Source organism: Rugamonas violacea (assembly GCF_016461825.1).
In the GTDB taxonomy this organism is placed as follows: Bacteria; Pseudomonadota; Gammaproteobacteria; order Burkholderiales; family Burkholderiaceae_D; genus Rugamonas.
The window spans coordinates 181,373-201,357 of sequence record NZ_JAEMNU010000123.1 but is presented as its reverse complement, the minus strand read 5'-3'; the positions used below and the strand labels follow the sequence as shown (position 1 = coordinate 201,357).

Genomic DNA, 19,985 nt, shown 5'->3' with positions numbered 1-19,985 from the left:
TACTACGACCGGAAATAAATGGGAGGATTTAACAAATAAATTATCTTGTTTATTGCTCAAACTAGTTGACGACTGTTGTTTCCTGTATGCCCGATTTTGTCAAAATGAGAACTTTATCGGCCATTTCGGCCGCCGCCTGCGAATGCGTGACCATGATGGCGCAGGCGCCGGTGGCTTTGATCTCGGCGCGCAGCAGGGTGAGGATGCTGTGGGCGGTGTCCGGATCGAGGTTGCCGGTCGGTTCGTCGGCCAGCACCAGGGCCGGCCGGTGCACCAGCGCGCGGGCGATGGCGACGCGCTGCATTTCGCCGCCGGACAGTTGGTGCGGGAAGTCGGCGTCGCGCCCGCCCAAGCCGACGGCGGCCAGCATGGCGCTGGCGCGCTGCTGCGGCAGGCCGTTGAGCAGCAGCGGCAGGGCGACGTTTTGCAGCAAGGTCAGATGCGGCAGCACGTGGAAGGCCTGGAAGATGAAGCCCATGCGCTCGCGCCGCAGGCGGGTGGCGGCGGCGTCGTCGAGGCCGGACATGGCGATGCCGTCGAGCAGGATGGGCGCGGCGTCGGCCTGCGGGCCGGCGTCCGGCGTGTCGAGGCCGGCGATCAGATTGAGCAAGGTCGACTTGCCGACGCCGGAGTCGCCCATGATGGCGACGAATTCACCGGCCTTGAAATGCCAGGACAGGTCGGCCAGCACCGGGCGGCCGTTGCTATAGGATTTGGACAGGTGACGCAGTTGGAGCATGGCGAATCCGGGACGAAGGGTGGAGGAGGGCGCCGGGCGGCTCGGTGGGGCGGCGGCTCGGCGGCTTGGTGAGACTTATCGGGTCAAGGCGCGGCGCATGGCGAAGCTGACCGCGTCGACCAAGGCCACCAGCAGCAGCATGGCCAGGATCACGGTGGCGGCCTGGCGCATCTGGAACAGCGACAGGTGGTATTTGAGCATCTGCCCCAGCCCGCCGGCGCCGACCACGCCGAGGATGGCGGCGGCGCGGATGTTGTTCTCCCAGCGGTACAGGGTGTAGGACAGCATCTGCGGCAGCGTTTGCGGCAGGGTGGCGTAGAAGAAGGCGGCCATGGCCGAGGCGCCGTTGGTGCGCAAGCTTTGCTCGGGCGCCGGCGCGGCGTTTTCCAGCGCGTCGGCGAACAGGCGACCGAGCACGCCGGCGGTGTGGGCGGCCAGCGCCAGGGTGCCGGCGAAGGGGCCGAGGCCGGCGGCGATCAGCAGGATCGAGGCCCAGACCAGCTCGGGGATCGAGCGCAGCACGTTGAGCAGGGCGCGCACCAGCGCGCGCGCCGGGCGGCCGAAGCGGCCGGCGCCGGGTAAGGCCAGCAGCAGGCCGGCGGCCACCGCCAGCAGGGTGCCCAGCGCCGACATCGACAGCGTTTCGGCGGTGGCCCAGGCGGTCTTGCTGACAAAGGCCGGCGTCATGTCGGGCGGGGCGAAGCCGGCGAGGAATTCGGCGATGCTGGCCACTGCCTGCAGCGTGAAGAATTCGCTCCACTTCAGCGGCAGCGAGGCGAAGCTGGCCACCACCAGGGCGAGCAGCAGCAGCGCCAAAATGGCCGTGCCCCAGGCGCGCGGCGGCGCGGCCGGCATGGCGCGCGGCCCGACGGCGCTCATCCGAGCCTCCGGCGCAGCAGTTTGGAGACGGCGTCGGCGCCGGCCACCAGCAGCACGAACACCAGCAACATCGAGGAGACCTCGCCGCCGGACAGCATTTTCATCGACTCGTCCATTCTTTGTCCCAGCCCGCCGGCGCCGACGAAGCCCATCACCACCGAGCCACGGATGGCGCATTCCCAGCGGTAGACGGTGTAGGAGACCAGTTCGGAGGCGGCCTCCGGCAGCGCGCCGTAGAGCAGCGCGGCCAGTCTGCCGCTGCCGTTGGCCAGCAGGGCGTCGCTGGCGTGGCCGTCGGTCGACTCCAAAATCTCGGCGTAGACCTTGCCCAGCATGCCGCAGTAGGTCAGCGCGATGGCCAGCACGCCGGCGGTCGGGCCGAGGCCGATGATGCGGACGAACAGCAGTGCCCAGACCAGTTCCGGCACGCTGCGCAACAACACCAGCAGCCAGCGCACGCTTTGCCGCAGCAGTGCCGAGGCCAGCCGCATGCGGCCGGTGCCGAGGCGCGAGATCGACATCTTCTCCGTCACCAGCAAGGTGGCGGGGATGGCGCCGAGCAGGGCCAGCGTCAGGCCGGCGGTGGCGATGGCGACGGTCTGCCAGGTCTCGCGCAGCAGCAGGGCGAGGAATTCGGCCGAGTGGGCCGGCGGCACGAAGCCGGCCAGGAAGCGGCCGGTGGCCTGCAAACTCTGCCAGTCGAACAGCAGGGCGGGATGGAATTCGCTGGCCACCATCATTGGCCACAGCAGGGCCAGGGCCAGCACGGCCATGCCGACCCGGCCGCGCCAGGCGGGGTCGGGGTGGGCCGAGCGGTGTTTCAGCAGCGGGGGATTCGACATGGGCTCAGAAGCAGGCGTCGACGGCCAGGCGCGGCGCGGCCGGATCGGCCGGCGGGGCGCTGGCGACCGGCTGCTCGCCCTGGTACAACTGGGCGATCATGGCCGGGCTGACCTGCTCGCGCGGCAGGTCGAAGACGATGCGGCCGTCGCGCAGCGCGACGATGCGCGGAAAGTGGCTGAGCGCCAGGTCGACCTGGTGCAGGCTGCAGATCAGCGTGGCGCCGCGCGCGGCGGCTTCCCGGCGCAAGGTGGCCAGGGTCAGTTCGGACAGCGCCGGGTCGAGCGCCGACAGCGGCTCGTCGACCAGCAGCGTCTGCGCGTTCGACAGCAGCAGGCGCGCCAGGCCGCAGCGTTGGCGTTCGCCGCCGGACAGGCGGTCGACGCGCGAATACAGTTTGTCGCCCAGGTTGAAGCGGGCCAGCGCGGCGAAGGCGGCGGCCGGATCGGCCGGTTTCACCAACGAGGCCAGCGCGCGCCAGAAGCCCCAGTGCGGCAGGCGCGCCGCCAGCACCGCCGTCACCACGCGCTGGCGCGGCGGCAGCGGCGGCGTTTGCGGCGCCAGGAACAGGCGGGCGCGCAGGCGGTGGCGTTCGCCCTCGGACAAGCTCCACGGCTCGACGCCGAAGGCCTGGAACAGGCCGTCGGCCGGCCGGTGGGCGCAGGCCAGGGTGGCCAGCAGCGTGGTCTTGCCGGCGCCGGAGGGGCCGATGATGGCCAGCTGCTCGCCCTGGGCGATCCGCAGGTCGATGGCGTGCAGCGCCGCCACCTGGCCGCGCGCGGCGGCCAGGTGGCGTACCGTCAGCCCTTGCAGGCGGTAGGTCGGCGCATGGTGGTTACCGGAAGCGGACATCGATTATTTTTTCAGCAGGCCCGCGTTGACGGCGGCCGCCTCGATGGCGGTGTAGTTGTCGGCCTTGGTGGGGATGAATTTGCTGGCGCGTTGCAGGTCGAGGATGGCCTTGTCGGCCGGGTTCTTCGGATCGAGGGCGAGGAAGGCGTCGCTGAGTTTTTTCTTCAGGTCGGCGTTCATGTCGGTGCGCACGCTCCAGTTGTAGTCGTAGTAGCCGGGCGTGGTGTAGAACACCCGCACCACGGCCGGATCGACCTTCTTCTCGCCGATCAGTTTTTCCCACACCGAGATGTTGAGCGCGCCGGCGTCGACCTTGCCGCCGGCGACGGCGGCGACGGTGGCGTCATGCGCGCCGGAGAAGGCGATGCGTTTCAGGTCGGTGTCCGGATTGATCTTGGCGGCCAGCAGGAAGGAGCGCGGCATCAGGTGGCCCGAGGTCGACGACTCGGAGCCGAAGCTCAGCGTCTTGCCCTTCAAGTCTTCCAGCTTGTTGATGTCCTTGTGGGTGGTGATGAAGACCGAGCGGAATTTTTCGTCCTCGGCGCGCTGCACCAGCGGCGTGATCTGGTTCTTGCTGCGGTCCTTGGCCTGGACGAAGGTGAAGCCGCCGAACCAGACCATGTCGACCTTCTTGTTGATCAGCGCCTCGACCGACGCCGCATAGTCGGTCACCGGGGTGAACTCGACCTTCATGCCGATCTTCTTCTCCAGGTACTCGCCGAGCGGCTTGAATTTGCGCTGCAATTCGGTCGGCGCCTCGTCGGGGATGGCCGAGACGCGGAACACCTGCGCCGGGCTTTGCGCCTGGGCGTGCGCGGCGGCCAGCATCAGACCGGCCGAGAGCGAGGCGGTCAACAGGGACTTGATAGTGCGCAGGGTGGAGGTTTTCATCGTGGCGTGCCTTTGTGTGGGTGGAACATTGCAATTGCGATCAGAAACAGGCCGCGCACGGCTGTGGCCTTGCGGCGCTTGAACTTGGATATTCAGCTATCATAGCAAAAAAGTCTTCGAAAAATTGTCATCCGCAGCAACGACCGGCGTGGCCTGTGGCGCGCGGCGTGGCCTTGGGATGGCCGTCATCCACTCTTGGACAGAGCAACTTTATGCCTATGTCACTGCGTATGACCCAGCCGGCTTCGCCGCTGGCCGCGGCAACGTCGCTGCCGATCGCCGCCGCTTCACTGTTGCGGCCAGCCCACGGCGATGCCGACTTGATCGGCGAGATCGCCGCCGGCCTGCTGGCGCCGGCGGCGCACTGCTCGCCCAAGTTCTTCTACGACGGCCTCGGCTCCAAGCTGTTCGAGGCCATCTGCGAGCTGCCCGAGTACTACCCGACGCGCACCGAGGCGGCCATCTTCGCCCGCCACGGCGCCGACATGGCGGCGGCCATCGGCGGCGGCGGCACCCTGATCGACCTGGGCGCCGGCAACTGCGCCAAGGCGGCCAGCCTGTTCCCGCTGCTGCGTCCCGCGCAGTACGTGCCGGTCGATATTTCGCGCGACTTCCTGCTTGATGCCGTCGAACGGCTGCAACAGCGCTTCCCGCAGATCGCCATGACGGCGCTGGGGCTGGACTTTTCCGCCGGCTTTGCGCTGCCCGCCAGCGTGCGCGCCGAGCGTCGCCTGTTCTTCTACCCCGGCTCGTCGATCGGCAATTTCACCCCCGAGCAGGCGGTGGCCTTCCTGCGCGGCCTGCGTGACAACGCCGGCGCCGACGGCGGCCTGCTGATCGGCGTCGACCTGGTCAAGGACAGCGCCGTGCTCGACGCCGCCTATGACGACGCGCTCGGCGTCACCGCCGCCTTCAACCTGAACCTGTTGCGCCACCTGAACCGCTTGATCGGCGCCGACTTCGACGTGACGCAGTGGCGCCACCGCGCCTTCTACAAAGCCGACGCCGGCCGCATCGAAATGCATCTGGAGGCGCGCGCCGCGCAGACGGTGCACTGGCAAGGCGGCAGCCGCCGCTTCGCCGAGGGCGAACGTATCCACACCGAGGATAGCTACAAATACACCCGCCAGGGCTTCGTCGACCTGTTGCAGCGGGCCGGCTTCGCCAGCCGCGCCGTGTGGACCGATCCGGCCGGCTGGTTCGCCGTGATCCACGCCGATGTGATCGCCGACTGAGCGCCAGCTCACCGTCAACTCAACGCCAACGCAACGTCAACTCAACGCCGAGCAAAGCGAGCCGCCTATGCAAATGCACGAAACCGGGCTGTGGAACGCCCGCTACGACACTGTCCGCCAACGTTCGCTGGCGCTGGCCGAACCGCTCACCGACGAGGACTGCGGCGCCCAGTCGATGCCCGACGCCAGTCCGATCAAGTGGCATCTGGCCCACACCACCTGGTTCTTCGAGACCTTCATCCTCGAACGCATGGAGGCCGACTTCGCACCCTTCCATCCGGCCTTCCGGGTGCTGTTCAACTCCTACTACAACGGCATCGGCGAGAAGCACCCGCGCGCCCAGCGCGGCCTGCTGACACGGCCGGCCATGCGCGAGGTGCGCGCCTACCGCGCCGACGTCGATGCGCGCATCGCCCGTCTGCTGGCCTCGGCCCTGGATGCGGCGGCGCGTGCCGAGCTGGCGAGCCTGTTGACACTGGGCCTGGAGCACGAGCAGCAGCATCAGGAGCTGATGCTGACCGACGTGAAACACCTGCTGGCGCAAAGTGCGCTGCTGCCCGAGTACATCCGCCGGCCGCTGGCGCCGGCCGCCGCCACGCCCTTGCGCTGGCTCGATTTCGAGGGCGGCTTGAGTGAGATCGGCCACGACGGCGCCGGCTTCTGCTTCGACAACGAGCTGCCGCGCCACCGCCAGTACGTGGCGCCGTTCGCGTTGGCCTCGCGGCTGGTTAGCAACGGCGAGTACCAGGCCTTCATCGACGCCGGCGGCTACTTCAACGCCGCGCTGTGGTTGGCCGAGGGCTGGGACTGGGTTTGCGCGCAAAAATTGTCGGCGCCGTTGTACTGGCGCCGCGACGAGGACGGCAATTGGTGCGAGTTCACGCTGTGCGGCGCGCAGCCGCTGGACCCGCACCGTCCCGTCACCCATCTCTCTTTGTACGAGGCGGACGCCTACGCCAACTGGGCCGGCGCGCGGCTGCCGACCGAGGCCGAGTGGGAGTTCGCCGCCCGCGCGGAGTTGGGTGGCGCGGGCGGCGGGGCAGCGCGCGCTGCGGACGCTGCGGCCGCCACCAATGCCGTTAGCGCTGCTGCTGCTGCTGCTGCAGGCGATTGGCTGCATCCGGCCGGCGCGAGTGGGGGCGCCAGCGCGGCGGCGGGAGCTGGAGCGGGGCGGGGTCTGCGGCAGATGTTCGGGCATTGCTGGCAATGGACCAGCAGCAGTTACGCGGCGTATCCGGGTTTCCGTGCCGCGCCAGGCGCGCTGGGCGAGTACAACGGCAAGTTCATGCTGAACCAGTACGTGCTGCGCGGCTCGTCGAGCGCCACGCCGGACGGCCACGCCCGCGCCAGCTATCGCAATTTCTTCCCCGCCGCCGCGCGCTGGCAGTTCAGCGGCCTGCGCTTGGCGCGCTAAGGTGTCATAGCCGTCGTTCCGCATCGGTGGACCGCCGCGCATGGGGAAACGCATGCACCGCGTGCTGCTTGGCGCGGCATGGGTTCCCGCCTACGCGGGAACGACTGGGTTTAGCGGGAACGACTGGGTTCAGTGGAAACTACTGGGTTCAGCGGGAGCGACTGGGTTTATCTAGTTGGTAGTCAAGTGGTGGCCGGCAGCCGGCGGGCGCTGGCCCGTGTGGCCACCCGTTGCACCGGCCTGTCGGCGCCGTCGATGCGGAACTGGCTGACCACCTGCTCAAGCGCGCCGGCTTGGTCCTGCATGGCCGCCGCCGCTGCGGCCGACTGCTCGACCAGGGCGGCGTTCTGCTGCGTCACGTCGTCCATCTGGGCGATGGCGATGTTGATCTGCTCGATGCCGTCGGTCTGCTCGGTGTTGGCCAGCGAGATCTCGCTGACGATATCGCTGACCCGCTTGACGCTGGCGACCACCTCGTCCATCGTGCTGCCGGCCTGCTCGACCAGGCGGGCGCCGGCGTCGACCCGGGTCACCGAGTCGGCGATCAGCTCCTTGATCTCCTTGGCCGCGCCGGCCGAGCGCTGCGCCAGATTGCGCACCTCGGAGGCGACGACGGCGAAGCCGCGTCCCTGTTCGCCGGCGCGCGCCGCCTCCACCGCCGCGTTGAGCGCCAGGATGTTCGTCTGGAAGGCGATGCTGTCGATGACGCCGATGATGTCGACGATGCGGCGCGACGAGTCGTTGATCGAGCCCATGGTGTCGATCACCTGCGACACCACGCTGCCGCCGCGCTGCGCCACCTGCGAGGCCGACTGCGCCAGCTGGTTGGCCTGGCGCGCGTTGTCGCTGTTCTGCCGCACGGTGGTGGTCAGCTCGACCATCGACGAGGCGGTCTGCTCGAGCGCGCTGGCCTGCGCCTCGGTGCGCGAGGACAGGTCCATATTGCCGCTGGCGATCTGGCTCGAGGCGGTGGCGATGGTGCCGGTGCCGTTGCGCACCTGGCCGACGATGTGGGCCAGGCTGTCGTTCATCTCACCGAGCGCGCGCAGCAACTGGCCGGCCTCGTCGTGGTGTGCGCTGTCGATGCGGCTGGTCAGGTCGCCCGCCGCCACGGCGCGCGCCACCTTCAGCGCGTAGCCGATCGGGTCGGTGATCGAGCGCGTCACGCGCCAGGCGAAGGCGACGCCGAGCAGCAGGGCGGCGGCGCCGAGCACGCTCATCAGGCGGCCGGCCGTGCTGATGTCCTGCTGCACCGCCGCGCCGTTGCTGGTGACGGCGCGACGCTGCAAGTCGGACAGCTCGCGGATGCTGGTTTGCAGCTTGTTCAGCCGCGGCAGCGTGTCGCTGGCCATCAGCGCGGCGGCGGCGTCGTGCTGCTGCTCGGCGATCAGCTTGCCGACCTTGCCGAACGAGGCGACGTATTGGCCGCGCTGCTCGCGGATGGCCGCCAGCAGCGCCTTGCCCTCGGGCAGATACAGCAGCTTGTCGAGGGTCTCCAGCGCGGCGCCGATGAGCTTCTTGTTGGCGTCGACTTCGCGGTTGATCTCGGCCACCCGCGCCGGGTCCTTGGCGATGAACAGTTCGAGCACCAGGGCCGAGTTGGCGCGCGTGGTGCTGCTGATGGTGGCGGCGGCGTCGGCCTTGACCCAGTCCTTGTCGATGATGGTGTCGGTATGCGCGCCGATGCTGCTCAAGCGTTGTAGGCCCACCACAATCAGGATCAACATCAGGGTCAGCACCGCCCCGAATCCAAGTCCAAGACGAATGCCGATCTTCAGGTTCGATATGTTCATGCAGTGACTCCTCACAGGCGTGGCGGGGGATTTGCAGAAAATGGTGCGGTGAACAAATCGAGTATAACGCCGAAAAAGACGTGTTGGCTGTGCGTCAAAGCAATACGCGGCGGGACGGCGGGGGCTGGGAGGATGCGGCGGAAGAGGGGGAGCGGCAGGAGTAGCAGCAGGGGGAGCTGCGGGGAGGCGGCGCGGGAACGGCGGGCGTTCCCGCGCCGGGAACTAGCTAGTCAGTTGGTCCGAACTCAGGCGGTGACGCCGGCGGCCTTGCCGCTGGCCGCGCCCTCGCTCAGGCGCAGCTGGCGGTTGACGGCGCTCAGCACGGCCTTGAACGAGGCGGTGACGATGTTGCTGTCGACGCCGGCGCCGAACAGGGTCGGGCCGTTGGCCAGGCGCAGCTCGACGTAGCAGGCGGCCTGGGCGTTGGCGCCCGAGCCGATCGAGTGCTCGTGGTAGTCCATCAGCTTGATGTCCAGGCCGAGCGCGTTGACGAAGGCGTCGATCGGGCCGTTGCCGCCGCCCTGCAAAGCCAGCGGCGCGTTGCGGTGGCTCAGCGCGATGTCGATCTGCACCGGCTCGTCGCTGGTGGTGTCTTCGACCAGCTTGTGCGAGGCGTAGGCGTAGGGCGCGGTCTGCTCCAGGTATTCGCTCTGGAAGATGCCGTGGATGCCTTCGGCGGTGATTTCCAGGCCGGTGGCGTCGGCCACCGCCTGCACGGCGCGGGAAAACTCGATCTGCAGGCGGCGCGGCAAGACCAGGCCGTAGTCCTGTTCCAGCAGATAGGCCATGCCGCCCTTGCCGGACTGGCTGTTGACGCGGATCACCGCGTCGTAGCTGCGGCCGAGGTCGGCCGGGTCGATCGGCAGGTAGGGAATTTCCCACTGCGCGCCCGGCTGCTGCTGGGCGAAGCCCTTCTTGATGGCGTCCTGGTGCGAGCCGGAGAAGGCGGTGAACACCAGGTCGCCGACGTAGGGGTGGCGCGGGTGCACCGGCAACTGGTTGCATTCCTCGACGCACTTGCGCACTTCGTCGATGTCGGAGAAGTCCAGGCCGGGGTGGACGCCCTGGGTGTACAGGTTGAGCGCCAGGGTGACCAGGTCGACGTTGCCGGTGCGCTCGCCGTTGCCGAACAGGCAGCCTTCGACGCGGTCGGCGCCGGCCATCACGGCCAGCTCGGCCGAGGCGACGGCGGTGCCGCGGTCGTTGTGCGGGTGGACGCTGATGATCAGCGAGTCGCGCCGCGCCAGCTTGCGCGACATCCACTCGATCTGGTCGGCGTAGACGTTGGGCGTGCTGCATTCGACGGTCGACGGCAGGTTGACGATCATCTTGTTGTGCGGCGTCGGCTCCCAGATGGCGCTGACGGCGTCGACGATGTGCTTGGAGAAGTCCAGCTCGGTGGTGGAGAACGATTCCGGCGTGTATTCGAAGACCCATTCGGTCTGCGGATGCTGGGCGACGAGCTCCTTGACCAGGCGGGTGCCGCTGGTGGCGATGTTGGTGATCTCCTCGCGCGACATGCCGAACACCACCTTGCGGAACACCGGCGCCACCGAGTTGTACAGGTGGACCACGGCGCGGCGGGCGCCGACCACGGAGTCGACGGTGCGGCGGATCAGCTCGTCGCGCGACTGGGTCAGCACGATGATGGTGACGTCGTCGGGGATGCGGTTTTCATCGACCAGCTTGCGCACGAAGTCGAAGTCGGTCTGCGAGGCGGACGGGAAGCCGACCTCGATCTCCTTGATGCCGATCTTCACCAGCAGCTCGAAGAAGCGCAGCTTTTTGTCGGCGCTCATCGGCTCGATCAGCGCCTGGTTGCCGTCGCGCAGGTCGGTGCTCATCCAGATCGGCGGTTTGCTGATGATGTTGTTGGGCCACTGGCGGTCGGACAATTGCACGGGTGGGAAGGCACGGTATTTGGCGGCGGGGTTCTGCAACATCATGGGATGCTCCTGGGTCTCGAATGGGGGAATGCGGGGACGGCGTTTTTCACTGCGGCGGCGCGGCGCAAGTTGCGCGGCGCGGGTGGCGATTGGTTGCCGGGCGGCCACGTTACACTAGGCCAGGCAACCGATCGGTAGCGATAGCAGCAGTGCCGACAGAACGCGCGCGGCGAACGACGCTGAGGGCGAATGGTCGGTGCTGCTAGGGACGCGGGTAGCCGGAGTGAACATCTGGGCAAACTTTCCTGGGGTGGTGAGACACGTGCGGCTTGTGGCCGGACGGAGCAGTGCGTAGAAACGAATTTAAGCGCGTGCTAGTAGTAGCGACGCTAGCGATAGGGCGCCAGCGTGCGACAGCAGGGAAGAGGATAGGTGCAGATGCGAGGTCATGCATCGAATGTACGAGATTGCAAGCGGCCTTGTCAAGTCATTTGGCGGCGCGCGGCCATCGCTGTGGCACGCCGGCGCCGGCGGACGCGGCGGGGCGCTTGGGTGTTGATACGAAAACAATGTAAAATGTGCACGCTTTCCCTGCCAGTCCGGCCGCGCGGCCCGATGCCGCCGCCGCGCCGTTGTCGTTTCTTCCCATTTCGAAAGGATGTCCATGCGCTTCACTACACTCACGCTGATTTCCCGCACCCTGGCTGTGGCCGGCACGCTGGTCCTGGCCGCACCGTTCGCCCACGCCGCCGGCGCCGGCTTCGGCGCCAACCTGATCGTCAACGGCGATGCCGAAGCGGGCGTCGGTTCGCCGAGCGGCGGCCTGGGCAGCACCCCGGCTTGGTCGCTGAGCTCGAATTTTTCCACCGTCAAATACGGCGCCAGCGGCGGCTTCCCGTCCGCCAGCGACGCCGGCCCGGCCAATCGCGGCCTGAACTTCTTCGCCGGCGGCGACAGCAACAGCGCCTCGCGCGCCAGCCAGGTGATCGACCTGAGCGCCTATGCCGGCGCGATCAACAGCGGCAAGACGCAGTTCGACCTGGCCGGCTGGCTGGGCGGCTACTCCTCGCAGGGCGACAACGCCGTGCTGAGCGCCACCTTCCTCGATGCCGGCGGCCACACGCTGGGCAGCGCCAGCCTGGCGTCGGTCGGCGCGGCCGAGCGTCACAACCTGACCGGCCTGGTGGCGCGCGATACCCAGGGCTATATTCCGGTCGGCGCCGTTTCGGTCGGCATTGTCCTCGACATGCTGCGCCGGGACGGCTCTTACAACGACGGCTATGCCGACAACCTGTCCTTCGCCATTTCGCCGGTGCCGGAACCGGGCAGTTGGGCGATGCTGGCCGGCGGCCTGGCCCTGCTGGGTGTGGCGGCCAAGCGCAAGCAGCGCAAGGCGTGATGGTTTAGCCCGTGGTTCCGCGCTCTCTAGCGCAGCATGGGTTCCCGCCTGCGCGGGAACGACCTCGGGCTGGCTTGCGCAGACAAAAAAACGCCGCCACGGTGATGCACCGTGGCGGCGTTTTGTATTTGCGGCGCGGGCGCCGGCGGCTACAAAACCACCCAAAGGCAGAGAGCCGGGGTCGGACCCCGCGGGTCCGACCCCAGATTCATGCCTGTGGGTTTTTTCAATCGAGCGGGCTGCCGTCAGGCGGCCACTTCCACGCGCGGCGCGCCGGCCACCATTTCGCCGATCACGGCGGCGCTGTCGAAGCCTTCGCGGGCGAACAGGGCCAGCACCTCGTCGACGCTGGCCGGGTCGCAGGACACCAGCAGGCCGCCCGAGGTTTGCGGATCGGTCAGCAGCATGTGCTGCGCCTGGCTGATCGCGGGCGACAGCGTGACGTCCTTGCCGTAGGCTTCCCAATTGCGGCCGGAGGCGCCGGTGAAGTAGCCGTCGTGGGCCAGCTGCTCGACGCCGGGCAGCAGCGGGATCTGCGCCATGTTCAGCCGCGCGGTCAGCTTGGCGCCACGGGCGATCTCGAGCAGGTGGCCGAGCAGGCCGAAGCCGGTGACGTCGGTCAGCGCGTGCACGCCGGGCATATCGGACAGCGCCTTGCCCGGCTTGTTCAATTTGGTGGTGTTGGCGATCATCGCGGCGTAGCCGGCGGCGTCCAGTTTGTCCTTCTTCAGCGCGGCCGATAGCACGCCCACGCCGAGCGGCTTGCCGAGAATGAGCACGTCGCCGGCGCGGGCGTCGGCGTTGCGCTTGACCTTGGACGGGTGCACCAGGCCGAGCACCACCAGGCCGTAGATCGGCTCGACCGAGTCGATGGTGTGGCCGCCGGCGATGGGGATGCCGGCCTCGGCGCAGATGCTCTCGCCGCCACGGATGATCTGGCCGATGGTCTCGAGCGGCAGTTTGTTGATCGGCATGCCGACCAGGGCCAGCGCCATGATCGGCGTGCCGCCCATGGCGTAGACGTCGGAGATGGCGTTGGTGGCGGCGATGCGGCCGAAGTCGAACGGGTCGTCGACGATGGGCATGAAGAAGTCGGTGGTGGCGATCAGCGCCTGCTCGTCGTTGAGTTTGTAGACGGCGGCGTCGTCGGCCGTCTCGATGCCGACCATCAGCTCCTTGGGCACCGGGAAGCCGCTCGAGTTTTTCAGGATCTCGGCCAGCACGCCGGGCGCGATCTTGCAGCCGCAGCCGCCGCCGTGGGAGAAGGAGGTCAGTTTGATGGTCTCGGTGGTCATGTTGGGTTCCGTGGTTGGGGGTGGTGCGGGGTATGCAGCAGATTATCCACTAACTTCAGCAGCGCCGCTCGCTCGGCGGCCGGGGCGAACAGCGGCGCGCGGGCGGCGCACTGGGCGCGCAGGCGGGCGTGGAAGGCCGGTTCGGCGATGCAGCGCTCGATCAGGCCGGCCAGCGCGGCGGCGTCGCCGGGCGCGAAGTAGCCGGCGTAGTCGTCGCCCAGCATGCCACGGTTGCCGCCGATGTCGCTGGCCAGCACCGCCACGCCGCAGGTCACCGCCTCGATGATGACGTTGGCGCCGCCCTCCATGTGCGAGGTCAGCGCCATCAGGAAGCTGCGCTTGAGGCGCTGCCGGGTGGCGCCGTGGGGCAGGGCGCCGAGCCAGTGGTAGCGCGGTGTGAGCGCCTGGGTGTGCCGCGCCAGGCGGCCCAGCTCCGCGTCGAGCGCGCCGCCTATGTGCAGCAGGCGCGCCGTCGGCGCCGTCACCAGCGCGGCGGCGCGCATGAAGGTCAGCGGATCTTTTTCGGCGCGCAGGTGGCCGATCATGCAGATGTCGAGATGGCGCCGGCGCGGCGGCGCGGCGTCCGGCGCGACGCTGGCTGGCATTGTCGTTGTGGCCGGCGTCGACGTCGTTGTCGTTGTAGTCATGGCTGTCGTGGTTGCCGTCGCGGCGGCGCTGGCCGGCGCGCGCAAAGTGGTGGCCGACTGGTAGATCACGCTGGCCTTGCCACGCAGCGGCGCCGGCAACTGGTCCAGGCCGTCCGGCTGCAGCACCACCAGCGCGCCGGCCTGGCGCAGCGCCGCCTGGGCGCTGGCGTCGTGCTGGATGTCGCGGTACAAGTCGGTGCCGGTGAGTAGCAGCAGCGTCGGGCGTTGCGGCCAGGCTTGGTGGAAGGCCGCCAGCGCGGCGGCCGAGCGGCGCGCGTGCAGCGCGATCAGCAGATCGGGCGCGCCGTCGCCGGTGGCGCGGCCGCCAGCGGAGGACGTCGCGCTGCCGGCGTCGCCGTCCGGCGCCGGCCACTGTTGCGCAATCGTCACGCGGTAGCGCGTGCGCAGAAAGCGCGCCCAGCGCTTGGCGCTTTGCCAATTGCCGTTGTTAGCCTTGGCCGAGGCCGGGCTGACAATCCAGATGTGCGGTTGGCTCATGGTGTGGGCTGGCGAACGATGGTTGTTTTGGCGGGCGCCTGGGCTACAATCAGATATGAGTTCAATCAACGCCTCCTTTCGAAACGCCAGGCCGATGCAGCTGGCCGACGCCCTGCAGAATGCGCGAGATTATACGCTGACGCTGTTCGAGTGCTTCGCGGCGGCCGGCATGGACGTCGCCGCCAACGTGCCGCAGCTGCGCATCGTCAATCCGCCCTTGTGGGAGCTCGGCCATATCGCCTGGTTCACCGAATGGTTCATCCTGCGCGAGGCGGCCACCAGCCACCCGGCCGACGCGATCTACAACTCCCTGTTGAGCCGTGGCGACGACTGGTTCGATTCGAACACGGTGGCGCACCGCAGCCGTTGGACGCTGGACCTGCCCAGCACCGGCGCCGTCAAGACCTACTGCCACGAGGTGCTCGACCGCGTGCTCGACAAGCTGACCCGCGAGGCCTTCGAGGACAAGGCCTTGTACCCCTACCGGCTGGCGCTGGCGCACGAGGACATGCATGGCGAGGCCTTGCTGTACACCTTGCAGACCCTGGGTCTGGCCGCGCCGGCGCGGCTGGTGAGCGACCAGCAGCCCTGTTACACGCCGGTCGACATCCGCTTCCCCGGCGGCACGCTGCACCTGGGCAGCGCTGCCGACGGCGGCTTCGTCTTCGACAACGAGCGGCGCGACCACGCCTGCCACGTGGCGCCGTTCACCATCAGCAGCAGCCTGGTGAGCAACGCCCAGTACGCCGAATTCATCGCCGACGGCGGCTACGACAAGCGCCAGTTCTGGAGCACCGCCGGCTGCAACTGGTTGATGCAGCAGGAGCGCTCGGCGCCGCGCTATTGGCAGCGCGAGGGCCAGCAGTGGCGCACCATGCGCTTCGGCCAACTGAGCACGCTGACCGGCGCCGAACCGGTGCGCCACATCAACCTGTACGAGGCGCAGGCCTACTGCGTCTGGGCCGACCGCCGCCTGGCCACCGAGGCCGAGTGGGAGTACGCCGCCTTGTCGGGCCATTCGGCCTTCCGCTGGGGCCATTTGTGGGAGTGGACGGCGTCGCCGTTCGAGCCTTACGCCGGCTTTGTCGCCGACCGCTACCGCGAGTACTCGGAGCCCTGGTTCGGCAGCCAGCAGGTGCTGCGCGGCGCCAGCTTCGCCACGCCGTCGCGGCTCGGCTCGGCCAAGTTCCGCAACTTCTACCTGCCCGAACGCGACGACATCTTCTGCGGCCTGCGCACCTGCGCCTGGGATCGCTGAGGCCAGCCAGCTGCGCGCAAGCCGGGGCGGACGCCAAAACCCACAGGCGCAAGTCTGGGGTCAGACCCGCGGGGTCTGACCCCGGCTCTTTGCCGTTGGGTGGTTTTTGCAGCCGACGGCATGCCGCCTAGACCGGGAAGTGCGCGCTGAAGGTGCAGCCGGCGCCGCCCAAGCCCGGCCCCAGCGTCAAGCGGCCGCCCAGCCGCGCCGCCGCCTGGGTGGCGATGGCCAGTCCCAGGCCGGTGCCGGCGCTGTCGTGGCCGGCGCCACGGTAGAAGCGCTCGAACACCAGCTCGCGCTCGGCCGGCGCGATGCCGGGGCCGTTGTCGGCCACCGACAGGACCAGCGCGCCGTCGCGCCGGGCCAGTTCCACCATCACTTCGCCGCCGCTGTGCACGTAGCGCAGCGCGTTGGTCAGCAGGTTTTGCAGCACCGACTGGAAGGCGTGCAGCTCCAGGGCTTGCGTCAGGCTGTCGGGCGCCTCCAGCGACAGCTCGATGTCGCGCGCCATCGCCGCCGGCGCCAGTAGCGCCAGCTCCTGCCTGAGCAATTGCGCCACGTCGAGCGGCGCGCCGGCCGGGGTCTGTTCGCGGTCGATCTGCGCCAGCTCCAGCAGTTGCTGCACCAGGTGCGAGGCGCGGCCGATGGCGCGGTCGAGCCGCTGCTCGGCGTCGGCGCGCTGTTGCGGATCGTCGGCGCGCGCCAGCGCGTGGGCTTGCACCGAGATCACCGCCATCGGCGTGCGCAGCTCGTGGGCGGCGTCCTGCACGAAGGCGCGCTCGCGCTGCACCTTGTGGCCCAGTTGCGCCAGCAAGCGGTCGATGGCGCTGGCCAGCGGCTTCAACTCGGCGTACTTGGAGTCGATGCCGAGCGGGCGCAGGTCGTCGGCGCCGCGCGTGGCGATGCGCGCGGACAGCGCGCGCAGCGGCCGCATGCCGCGCGCCACACCGATCCATATCGGCAGCAGGAACAGCGGGAAGGCGATGACGATGTCGAAGGCCAGGTCGCCGGCCAGCATGCGGACGGCCCAGGATTTGGCGATCAATGGTTGCGCGACGGTGACCAGCCAGGGGCCGGCGGCGCGCTGGAACACGCGGTATTGGCGGCCATCGATGAGCAGGTCGGTCAGCCGCGCGCTGTCGCCGGGCAGCGCCACGCCGACGCCGGCCGGTGCCGTGTGCAGGCGCCGGCCCTGGCCGTCGGCCAGCTGCAGCAGGCGCACGCCGGGCATCTCGTTGACGCGGTAGGAGTTGTGCAGCATCGCCGCCGAGGCGTCCAGCGCGACGCGCGCCTCGGCCTCGTTGCCGGCCGCCGCCACCGAGGCGACGATGGTGGCGCCCATCGCCGTCAGGTCGCGGTCCAGCGTGTGCGGATCGAAGAACTCGCTCGACAGGTAGGCCAGCAACAGCAGCCAGGTCAGCGCCACCGCCGCCAGCTGCACCAGCAGCACGCGCCGCACCAGGGTCGGGCGCAGCGCGTGGCGCAGGCGTTCCAGCAGCGTCATCTCAGACCGCCAGCATGTAGCCGATGCCGCGCACCGTGCGGATCCGCTCGGCGCCTATCTTGCGCCGCAGGTTGGAGATGTGCACCTCGATGGCGCCGAAGTCGAGCGCCTCGCCGAGCGGTTCCATGCGTTGCGCCAGCGCGCCCTTGGGCACCACGGCGCCCGGCTCGCGCGCCAGCTCCAGCAGCAGGTGGAATTCGCGCGGCGACAGCTCCAGCGTCGTGCCGGCCAGCGTGGCGGTGTAGCTTTTCGGTTCGATGCGCAGTTCGCCCACGCTCCACACCTCGCTGGCCTGCTGGGCGTAGCGGCGCAGCACGGCGCGGATGCGCGACACCAGTTCGGCCGTGGCGAAAGGCTTGAGGATGAAATCGTCGGCGCCGCCGTCGAGGCCGGCCAGGCGGTCCTCCAGCGCCGAGCGGGCGGTGATGATGATGACCGGCACGGCGACGCCGGCGCGGCGCCAGCGCGCCAGCAGGTCGAAACCGGTGCCGTCGGGCAGCGACAGGTCGAGCAGCACGCAGTCATAGGCGCAGTCGTGGAAGGAGCGCGGCGCCTGTTCGACGCGACGCAGCCACTCGCTGCTGATGGATTCGGCCTTCAATGCCTGCTGCAGGGCGAAGCCCAGATCCAGGTCGTCTTCAATGATCAGTATGTGCATGGCCGAATTATAGGTGGCCCAACCTTAAGCTAAGCCAAAGCTTGTAGAAAATAGAATGGCGCCATTGATAGTGGAAAGCTCGATGATGAACCTGAAACGCTTAAGAAAAGTGCTGCTGACGATGGCCTCGGCCTTGCTCCTGCTGCTGGTGGTGCTGCACATTCACACCGATATGTTTCAGTAGTTTTTATTGAAACATTGGGTTAGTCTCAAGAATTAACCCTCATTTAAAATTGGAGATAGTTGATGAAGCGAGTAGTCAAGTGGCTGTTGATGGCGCTGTTGACGGTGGTGCTGGCGCTGGCCGCGCTGGTCGCCCATACCGTGTATGCCAAGCCGCTCAAGCTGGACTGGTTCTACACCCGCGTGTTTGCCTCGTTTGCGCTGGACAGCCCCGAGCTGTTGTCGTCGCTGCGCATCCTGCCGGGATGGTTGGACTTCTACAGCGCCAAGCTGGACGACGCCTCGCCGGCGCACGAGAAGAAGCTGACGGCGCTGGTCAAGAACGAGTTGGCCGTGTTGAACCAGTACGACCGCAGCGTGTTGGACCGCGAAGGCCAGCTGTCCTACGACACGCTGCACCAGTATCTTCAGTTGCAGGCCGACGGCGAGGCGTTCAGCCAACACGACTTCCCGATCAACCAAATGGCCGGTGTGCAGAGCGCACTGCCCAACTTCATGGCGCAGGTACATCAGGTGAAGAGCCGGGAAGAGGCCGACAACTACATCGCCCGACTGAACAAGTTCCCGCGCAAATTCAGCGAGCTGCTGGAAGGGCTGAAACAGCGCGAGGCCAAGGGCGTCATCCCGCCGCGCTTCACGGTGGAGAAGGTGCTGGTGCAGATGAATGGTTTTGTCGGCCTGGCGCCGCAGGACAATCCGCTGTACTTGAGCCTGAAGGAGAAACTGGCCAAGATCCCGGCCGCGAAGCTTGACGACGCCGCGCGCGCCCAGCTGCTGGCGCAGGCCGAGCTGGCGGTCAAGGACAGCGTCTATCCGGCCTACCGCCAGTTGATCGCCTATTTCGTCGCGCTGCAGCCGAAGGCCAGCGTCAACAACGGCGCCTGGAGCCTGCCGAACGGCGACGCCTACTACGCCTGGTGCGTGCGCATGCACACCACCACCGACATGACACCGCAGCAGGTGCATGAGCTGGGCCTGGCCGAGGTGGCGCGGGTCGGCGGCGAAATGGATGCGATCCTGCGCCAGCAAGGGCTGGCCGAGGGAACCATCGGCGCCCGCGTGCAGACGCTGGCGCGTCAACCGGCGCAGCAGTACGCCAACACGGCCGAAGGCAAGGCGACCATGCTGGCAGGCTACCAGGCCATCCTCGACGAGGTCAATCAAGGTCTGGGCGGCGCCTTCGACGTGCGTCCCAAGCTGGGTGTGGAGGTGCGGCCGGTGCCGGCGGCGTCCGAGGCCAGCGCGCCGGGCGCCTACTACGAGCCGGGCGCCTTCGACGGCTCGCGTCCCGGCGTCTTCTACGCCAACATGCGCGCGCCGGGCGAGACGCCCAAGTTCGCCATGCGCACCTTGGCCTACCACGAGGGCATCCCCGGCCACCACTTCCAGATCGCCATCGCCCAGGAGCTGAGCGGCGTGCCGTTCTTCCGCAAGGTGATTCCGTTCACCGCCTATCAGGAAGGCTGGGCCTTGTATGCCGAGCGGCTGGCCTACGAGTTGGGCTTCCAGAAAAACCCGCTCGACAATCTGGGGCGCCTGCGCGACGAGATGATGCGCGCCACCCGTTTGGTGGTCGATTCGGGCATCCACTACAAGCACTGGACGCGGGAGCAGGCGATCAGCTACATGATGGACAACACCGGCATGGCGCAGGGGGATGTGACGGCGGAGGTGGAGCGCTACTTCGTCGCGCCAGGACAGGCGCTGGCCTACAAGGTGGGCATGCTGAAAATATTGGCGCTGCGCGAGCACGCCAAGCGGGAACTGGGCGCACGCTTCGACTTGAAGCAGTTCCACAACGAGGTGCTCAAGCACGGCGCCTTGCCGTTGACGGTGCTGGAGCGGGTGATCGAGGATTGGATCGGCGCGCGTAAGAAAGCCTGAGGCGGTTGGCCGCGAGTCGCCAGGGACGCAGGCAAAACCCAGCGGCGCAACCCTGGGGTCAGACCCCGCGGGGTCTGACCCCGGCTCTCTGCCTTTGGGTGGTTTGGGCGCAGCGGGCGCCTTGGCTTGG

General features: G+C 68.2%; 16 protein-coding genes. 5 read left to right on the top strand and 11 right to left on the bottom strand.

The annotated features are described in order from the left end of the window. Nucleotides 1-61 precede the first annotated feature (61 nt). From H7U20_RS23120 to H7U20_RS23100, 5 genes are all read right to left on the bottom strand, one after another. Nucleotides 62-739 carry an ABC transporter ATP-binding protein gene (locus tag H7U20_RS23120; RefSeq protein WP_199761480.1) on the bottom strand — a complete coding sequence of 226 codons (678 nt, stop codon included), beginning with the start codon at nucleotides 737-739 and terminating at the stop codon, nucleotides 62-64. A 75-nt stretch (nucleotides 740-814) separates the two neighbouring features. Beyond that, nucleotides 815-1,618: a phosphonate ABC transporter, permease protein PhnE gene (gene phnE, locus H7U20_RS23115; protein WP_199761479.1), complete on the bottom strand. Its 804-nt coding sequence runs from the start codon at nucleotides 1,616-1,618 to the stop codon at nucleotides 815-817. After that, nucleotides 1,615-2,460 (bottom strand): PhnE/PtxC family ABC transporter permease, encoded by an 846-nt coding sequence (locus H7U20_RS23110; protein WP_199761478.1) that lies wholly within the window; start codon nucleotides 2,458-2,460, stop codon nucleotides 1,615-1,617. Before H7U20_RS23110 ends, phnE begins: the two co-directional genes overlap by 4 nt. A 4-nt stretch (nucleotides 2,461-2,464) precedes the next feature. Then, nucleotides 2,465-3,310 (bottom strand): phosphonate ABC transporter ATP-binding protein, encoded by an 846-nt coding sequence (locus tag H7U20_RS23105; protein WP_199761477.1) that lies wholly within the window; start codon nucleotides 3,308-3,310, stop codon nucleotides 2,465-2,467. A 3-nt stretch (nucleotides 3,311-3,313) separates the two neighbouring features. Next, complete coding sequence (locus H7U20_RS23100; RefSeq protein ID WP_199761476.1) at nucleotides 3,314-4,201, bottom strand: putative selenate ABC transporter substrate-binding protein; 888 nt, start codon at nucleotides 4,199-4,201, stop codon at nucleotides 3,314-3,316. 218 nt (nucleotides 4,202-4,419) lie between these two features. On the opposite strand from H7U20_RS23100, the gene egtD reads away from it, so the two are divergent. Together egtD and egtB are read left to right on the top strand one after the other, a co-directional pair. Beyond that, nucleotides 4,420-5,436, top strand: a complete 1,017-nt coding sequence (gene egtD, locus H7U20_RS23095) for an L-histidine N(alpha)-methyltransferase (protein WP_233411026.1) — start codon at nucleotides 4,420-4,422, stop codon at nucleotides 5,434-5,436. 67 nt (nucleotides 5,437-5,503) lie between these two features. Then, nucleotides 5,504-6,850 carry an ergothioneine biosynthesis protein EgtB gene (gene egtB, locus H7U20_RS23090; protein ID WP_199761475.1) on the top strand — a complete coding sequence of 449 codons (1,347 nt, stop codon included), beginning with the start codon at nucleotides 5,504-5,506 and terminating at the stop codon, nucleotides 6,848-6,850. Between the two features lie 182 nt (nucleotides 6,851-7,032). Here the strand turns inward: egtB and H7U20_RS23085 are convergent, their stop codons facing one another. Then, nucleotides 7,033-8,643 (bottom strand): methyl-accepting chemotaxis protein, encoded by a 1,611-nt coding sequence (locus H7U20_RS23085; protein ID WP_199761474.1) that lies wholly within the window; start codon nucleotides 8,641-8,643, stop codon nucleotides 7,033-7,035. 245 nt (nucleotides 8,644-8,888) lie between these two features. Then, entirely contained in the window at nucleotides 8,889-10,589 is a 1,701-nt protein-coding gene (leuA, locus tag H7U20_RS23080) for a 2-isopropylmalate synthase (RefSeq protein WP_199761473.1), read from the bottom strand. Nucleotides 10,590-11,193: 604 nt separating this feature from the next. On the opposite strand from leuA, the gene H7U20_RS23075 reads away from it, so the two are divergent. Further along, complete coding sequence (locus tag H7U20_RS23075) at nucleotides 11,194-11,928, top strand: PEP-CTERM sorting domain-containing protein (RefSeq protein WP_199761472.1); 735 nt, start codon at nucleotides 11,194-11,196, stop codon at nucleotides 11,926-11,928. A gap of 245 nt (nucleotides 11,929-12,173) precedes the next feature. On the opposite strand, the gene selD is transcribed toward H7U20_RS23075, so the two are convergent. Both selD and H7U20_RS23065 read right to left on the bottom strand, forming a co-directional pair. Beyond that, entirely contained in the window at nucleotides 12,174-13,223 is a 1,050-nt protein-coding gene (gene selD / locus H7U20_RS23070) for a selenide, water dikinase SelD (protein ID WP_199761471.1), read from the bottom strand. Continuing rightward, the gene (locus H7U20_RS23065) at nucleotides 13,220-14,368 is read right to left on the bottom strand and encodes a glycosyltransferase (protein ID WP_199761470.1); all 1,149 of its coding nucleotides are present in this window, start codon (nucleotides 14,366-14,368) and stop codon (nucleotides 13,220-13,222) included. Before H7U20_RS23065 ends, selD begins: the two co-directional genes overlap by 4 nt. Nucleotides 14,369-14,423: 55 nt before the next feature. Between H7U20_RS23065 and senA the strand changes: the two genes are divergently transcribed. Next, nucleotides 14,424-15,626 (top strand): selenoneine synthase SenA, encoded by a 1,203-nt coding sequence (gene senA, locus H7U20_RS23060; protein ID WP_233411002.1) that lies wholly within the window; start codon nucleotides 14,424-14,426, stop codon nucleotides 15,624-15,626. Nucleotides 15,627-15,753: 127 nt separating this feature from the next. On the opposite strand, the gene H7U20_RS23055 is transcribed toward senA, so the two are convergent. Both H7U20_RS23055 and H7U20_RS23050 read right to left on the bottom strand, forming a co-directional pair. Further along, a complete protein-coding gene (locus H7U20_RS23055) occupies nucleotides 15,754-17,130 on the bottom strand; it encodes a sensor histidine kinase (RefSeq protein ID WP_199761469.1) in 1,377 nt (458 codons plus the stop codon). Between the two features lies 1 nt (nucleotide 17,131). Beyond that, a complete protein-coding gene (locus H7U20_RS23050; protein ID WP_199761468.1) occupies nucleotides 17,132-17,788 on the bottom strand; it encodes a response regulator in 657 nt (218 codons plus the stop codon). A gap of 246 nt (nucleotides 17,789-18,034) precedes the next feature. Between H7U20_RS23050 and H7U20_RS23045 the strand changes: the two genes are divergently transcribed. Continuing rightward, on the top strand, nucleotides 18,035-19,855 hold the full coding sequence (locus H7U20_RS23045; RefSeq protein ID WP_199761467.1) for a DUF885 domain-containing protein: 1,821 nt from the start codon (nucleotides 18,035-18,037) through the stop codon (nucleotides 19,853-19,855). Nucleotides 19,856-19,985 lie beyond the last annotated feature (130 nt).

Coding starts and splice junctions, on each gene's coding strand:
- phnE (WP_199761479.1), bottom strand. CDS start 1,618: ATGAGCGCCGTCGGGCCGCGCGCCATGCCGGCCGCGCCGCCGCGCGCC.
- H7U20_RS23065 (WP_199761470.1), bottom strand. CDS start 14,368: ATGAGCCAACCGCACATCTGGATTGTCAGCCCGGCCTCGGCCAAGGCT.
- H7U20_RS23100 (WP_199761476.1), bottom strand. CDS start 4,201: ATGAAAACCTCCACCCTGCGCACTATCAAGTCCCTGTTGACCGCCTCG.
- H7U20_RS23120 (WP_199761480.1), bottom strand. CDS start 739: ATGCTCCAACTGCGTCACCTGTCCAAATCCTATAGCAACGGCCGCCCG.
- H7U20_RS23110 (WP_199761478.1), bottom strand. CDS start 2,460: ATGTCGAATCCCCCGCTGCTGAAACACCGCTCGGCCCACCCCGACCCC.
- H7U20_RS23075 (WP_199761472.1), top strand. CDS start 11,194: ATGCGCTTCACTACACTCACGCTGATTTCCCGCACCCTGGCTGTGGCC.
- leuA (WP_199761473.1), bottom strand. CDS start 10,589: ATGATGTTGCAGAACCCCGCCGCCAAATACCGTGCCTTCCCACCCGTG.
- H7U20_RS23105 (WP_199761477.1), bottom strand. CDS start 3,310: ATGTCCGCTTCCGGTAACCACCATGCGCCGACCTACCGCCTGCAAGGG.
- H7U20_RS23045 (WP_199761467.1), top strand. CDS start 18,035: ATGAAGCGAGTAGTCAAGTGGCTGTTGATGGCGCTGTTGACGGTGGTG.
- senA (WP_233411002.1), top strand. CDS start 14,424: ATGAGTTCAATCAACGCCTCCTTTCGAAACGCCAGGCCGATGCAGCTG.
- egtD (WP_233411026.1), top strand. CDS start 4,420: ATGTCACTGCGTATGACCCAGCCGGCTTCGCCGCTGGCCGCGGCAACG.
- H7U20_RS23055 (WP_199761469.1), bottom strand. CDS start 17,130: ATGACGCTGCTGGAACGCCTGCGCCACGCGCTGCGCCCGACCCTGGTG.
- egtB (WP_199761475.1), top strand. CDS start 5,504: ATGCAAATGCACGAAACCGGGCTGTGGAACGCCCGCTACGACACTGTC.
- selD (WP_199761471.1), bottom strand. CDS start 13,223: ATGACCACCGAGACCATCAAACTGACCTCCTTCTCCCACGGCGGCGGC.
- H7U20_RS23085 (WP_199761474.1), bottom strand. CDS start 8,643: ATGAACATATCGAACCTGAAGATCGGCATTCGTCTTGGACTTGGATTC.
- H7U20_RS23050 (WP_199761468.1), bottom strand. CDS start 17,788: ATGCACATACTGATCATTGAAGACGACCTGGATCTGGGCTTCGCCCTG.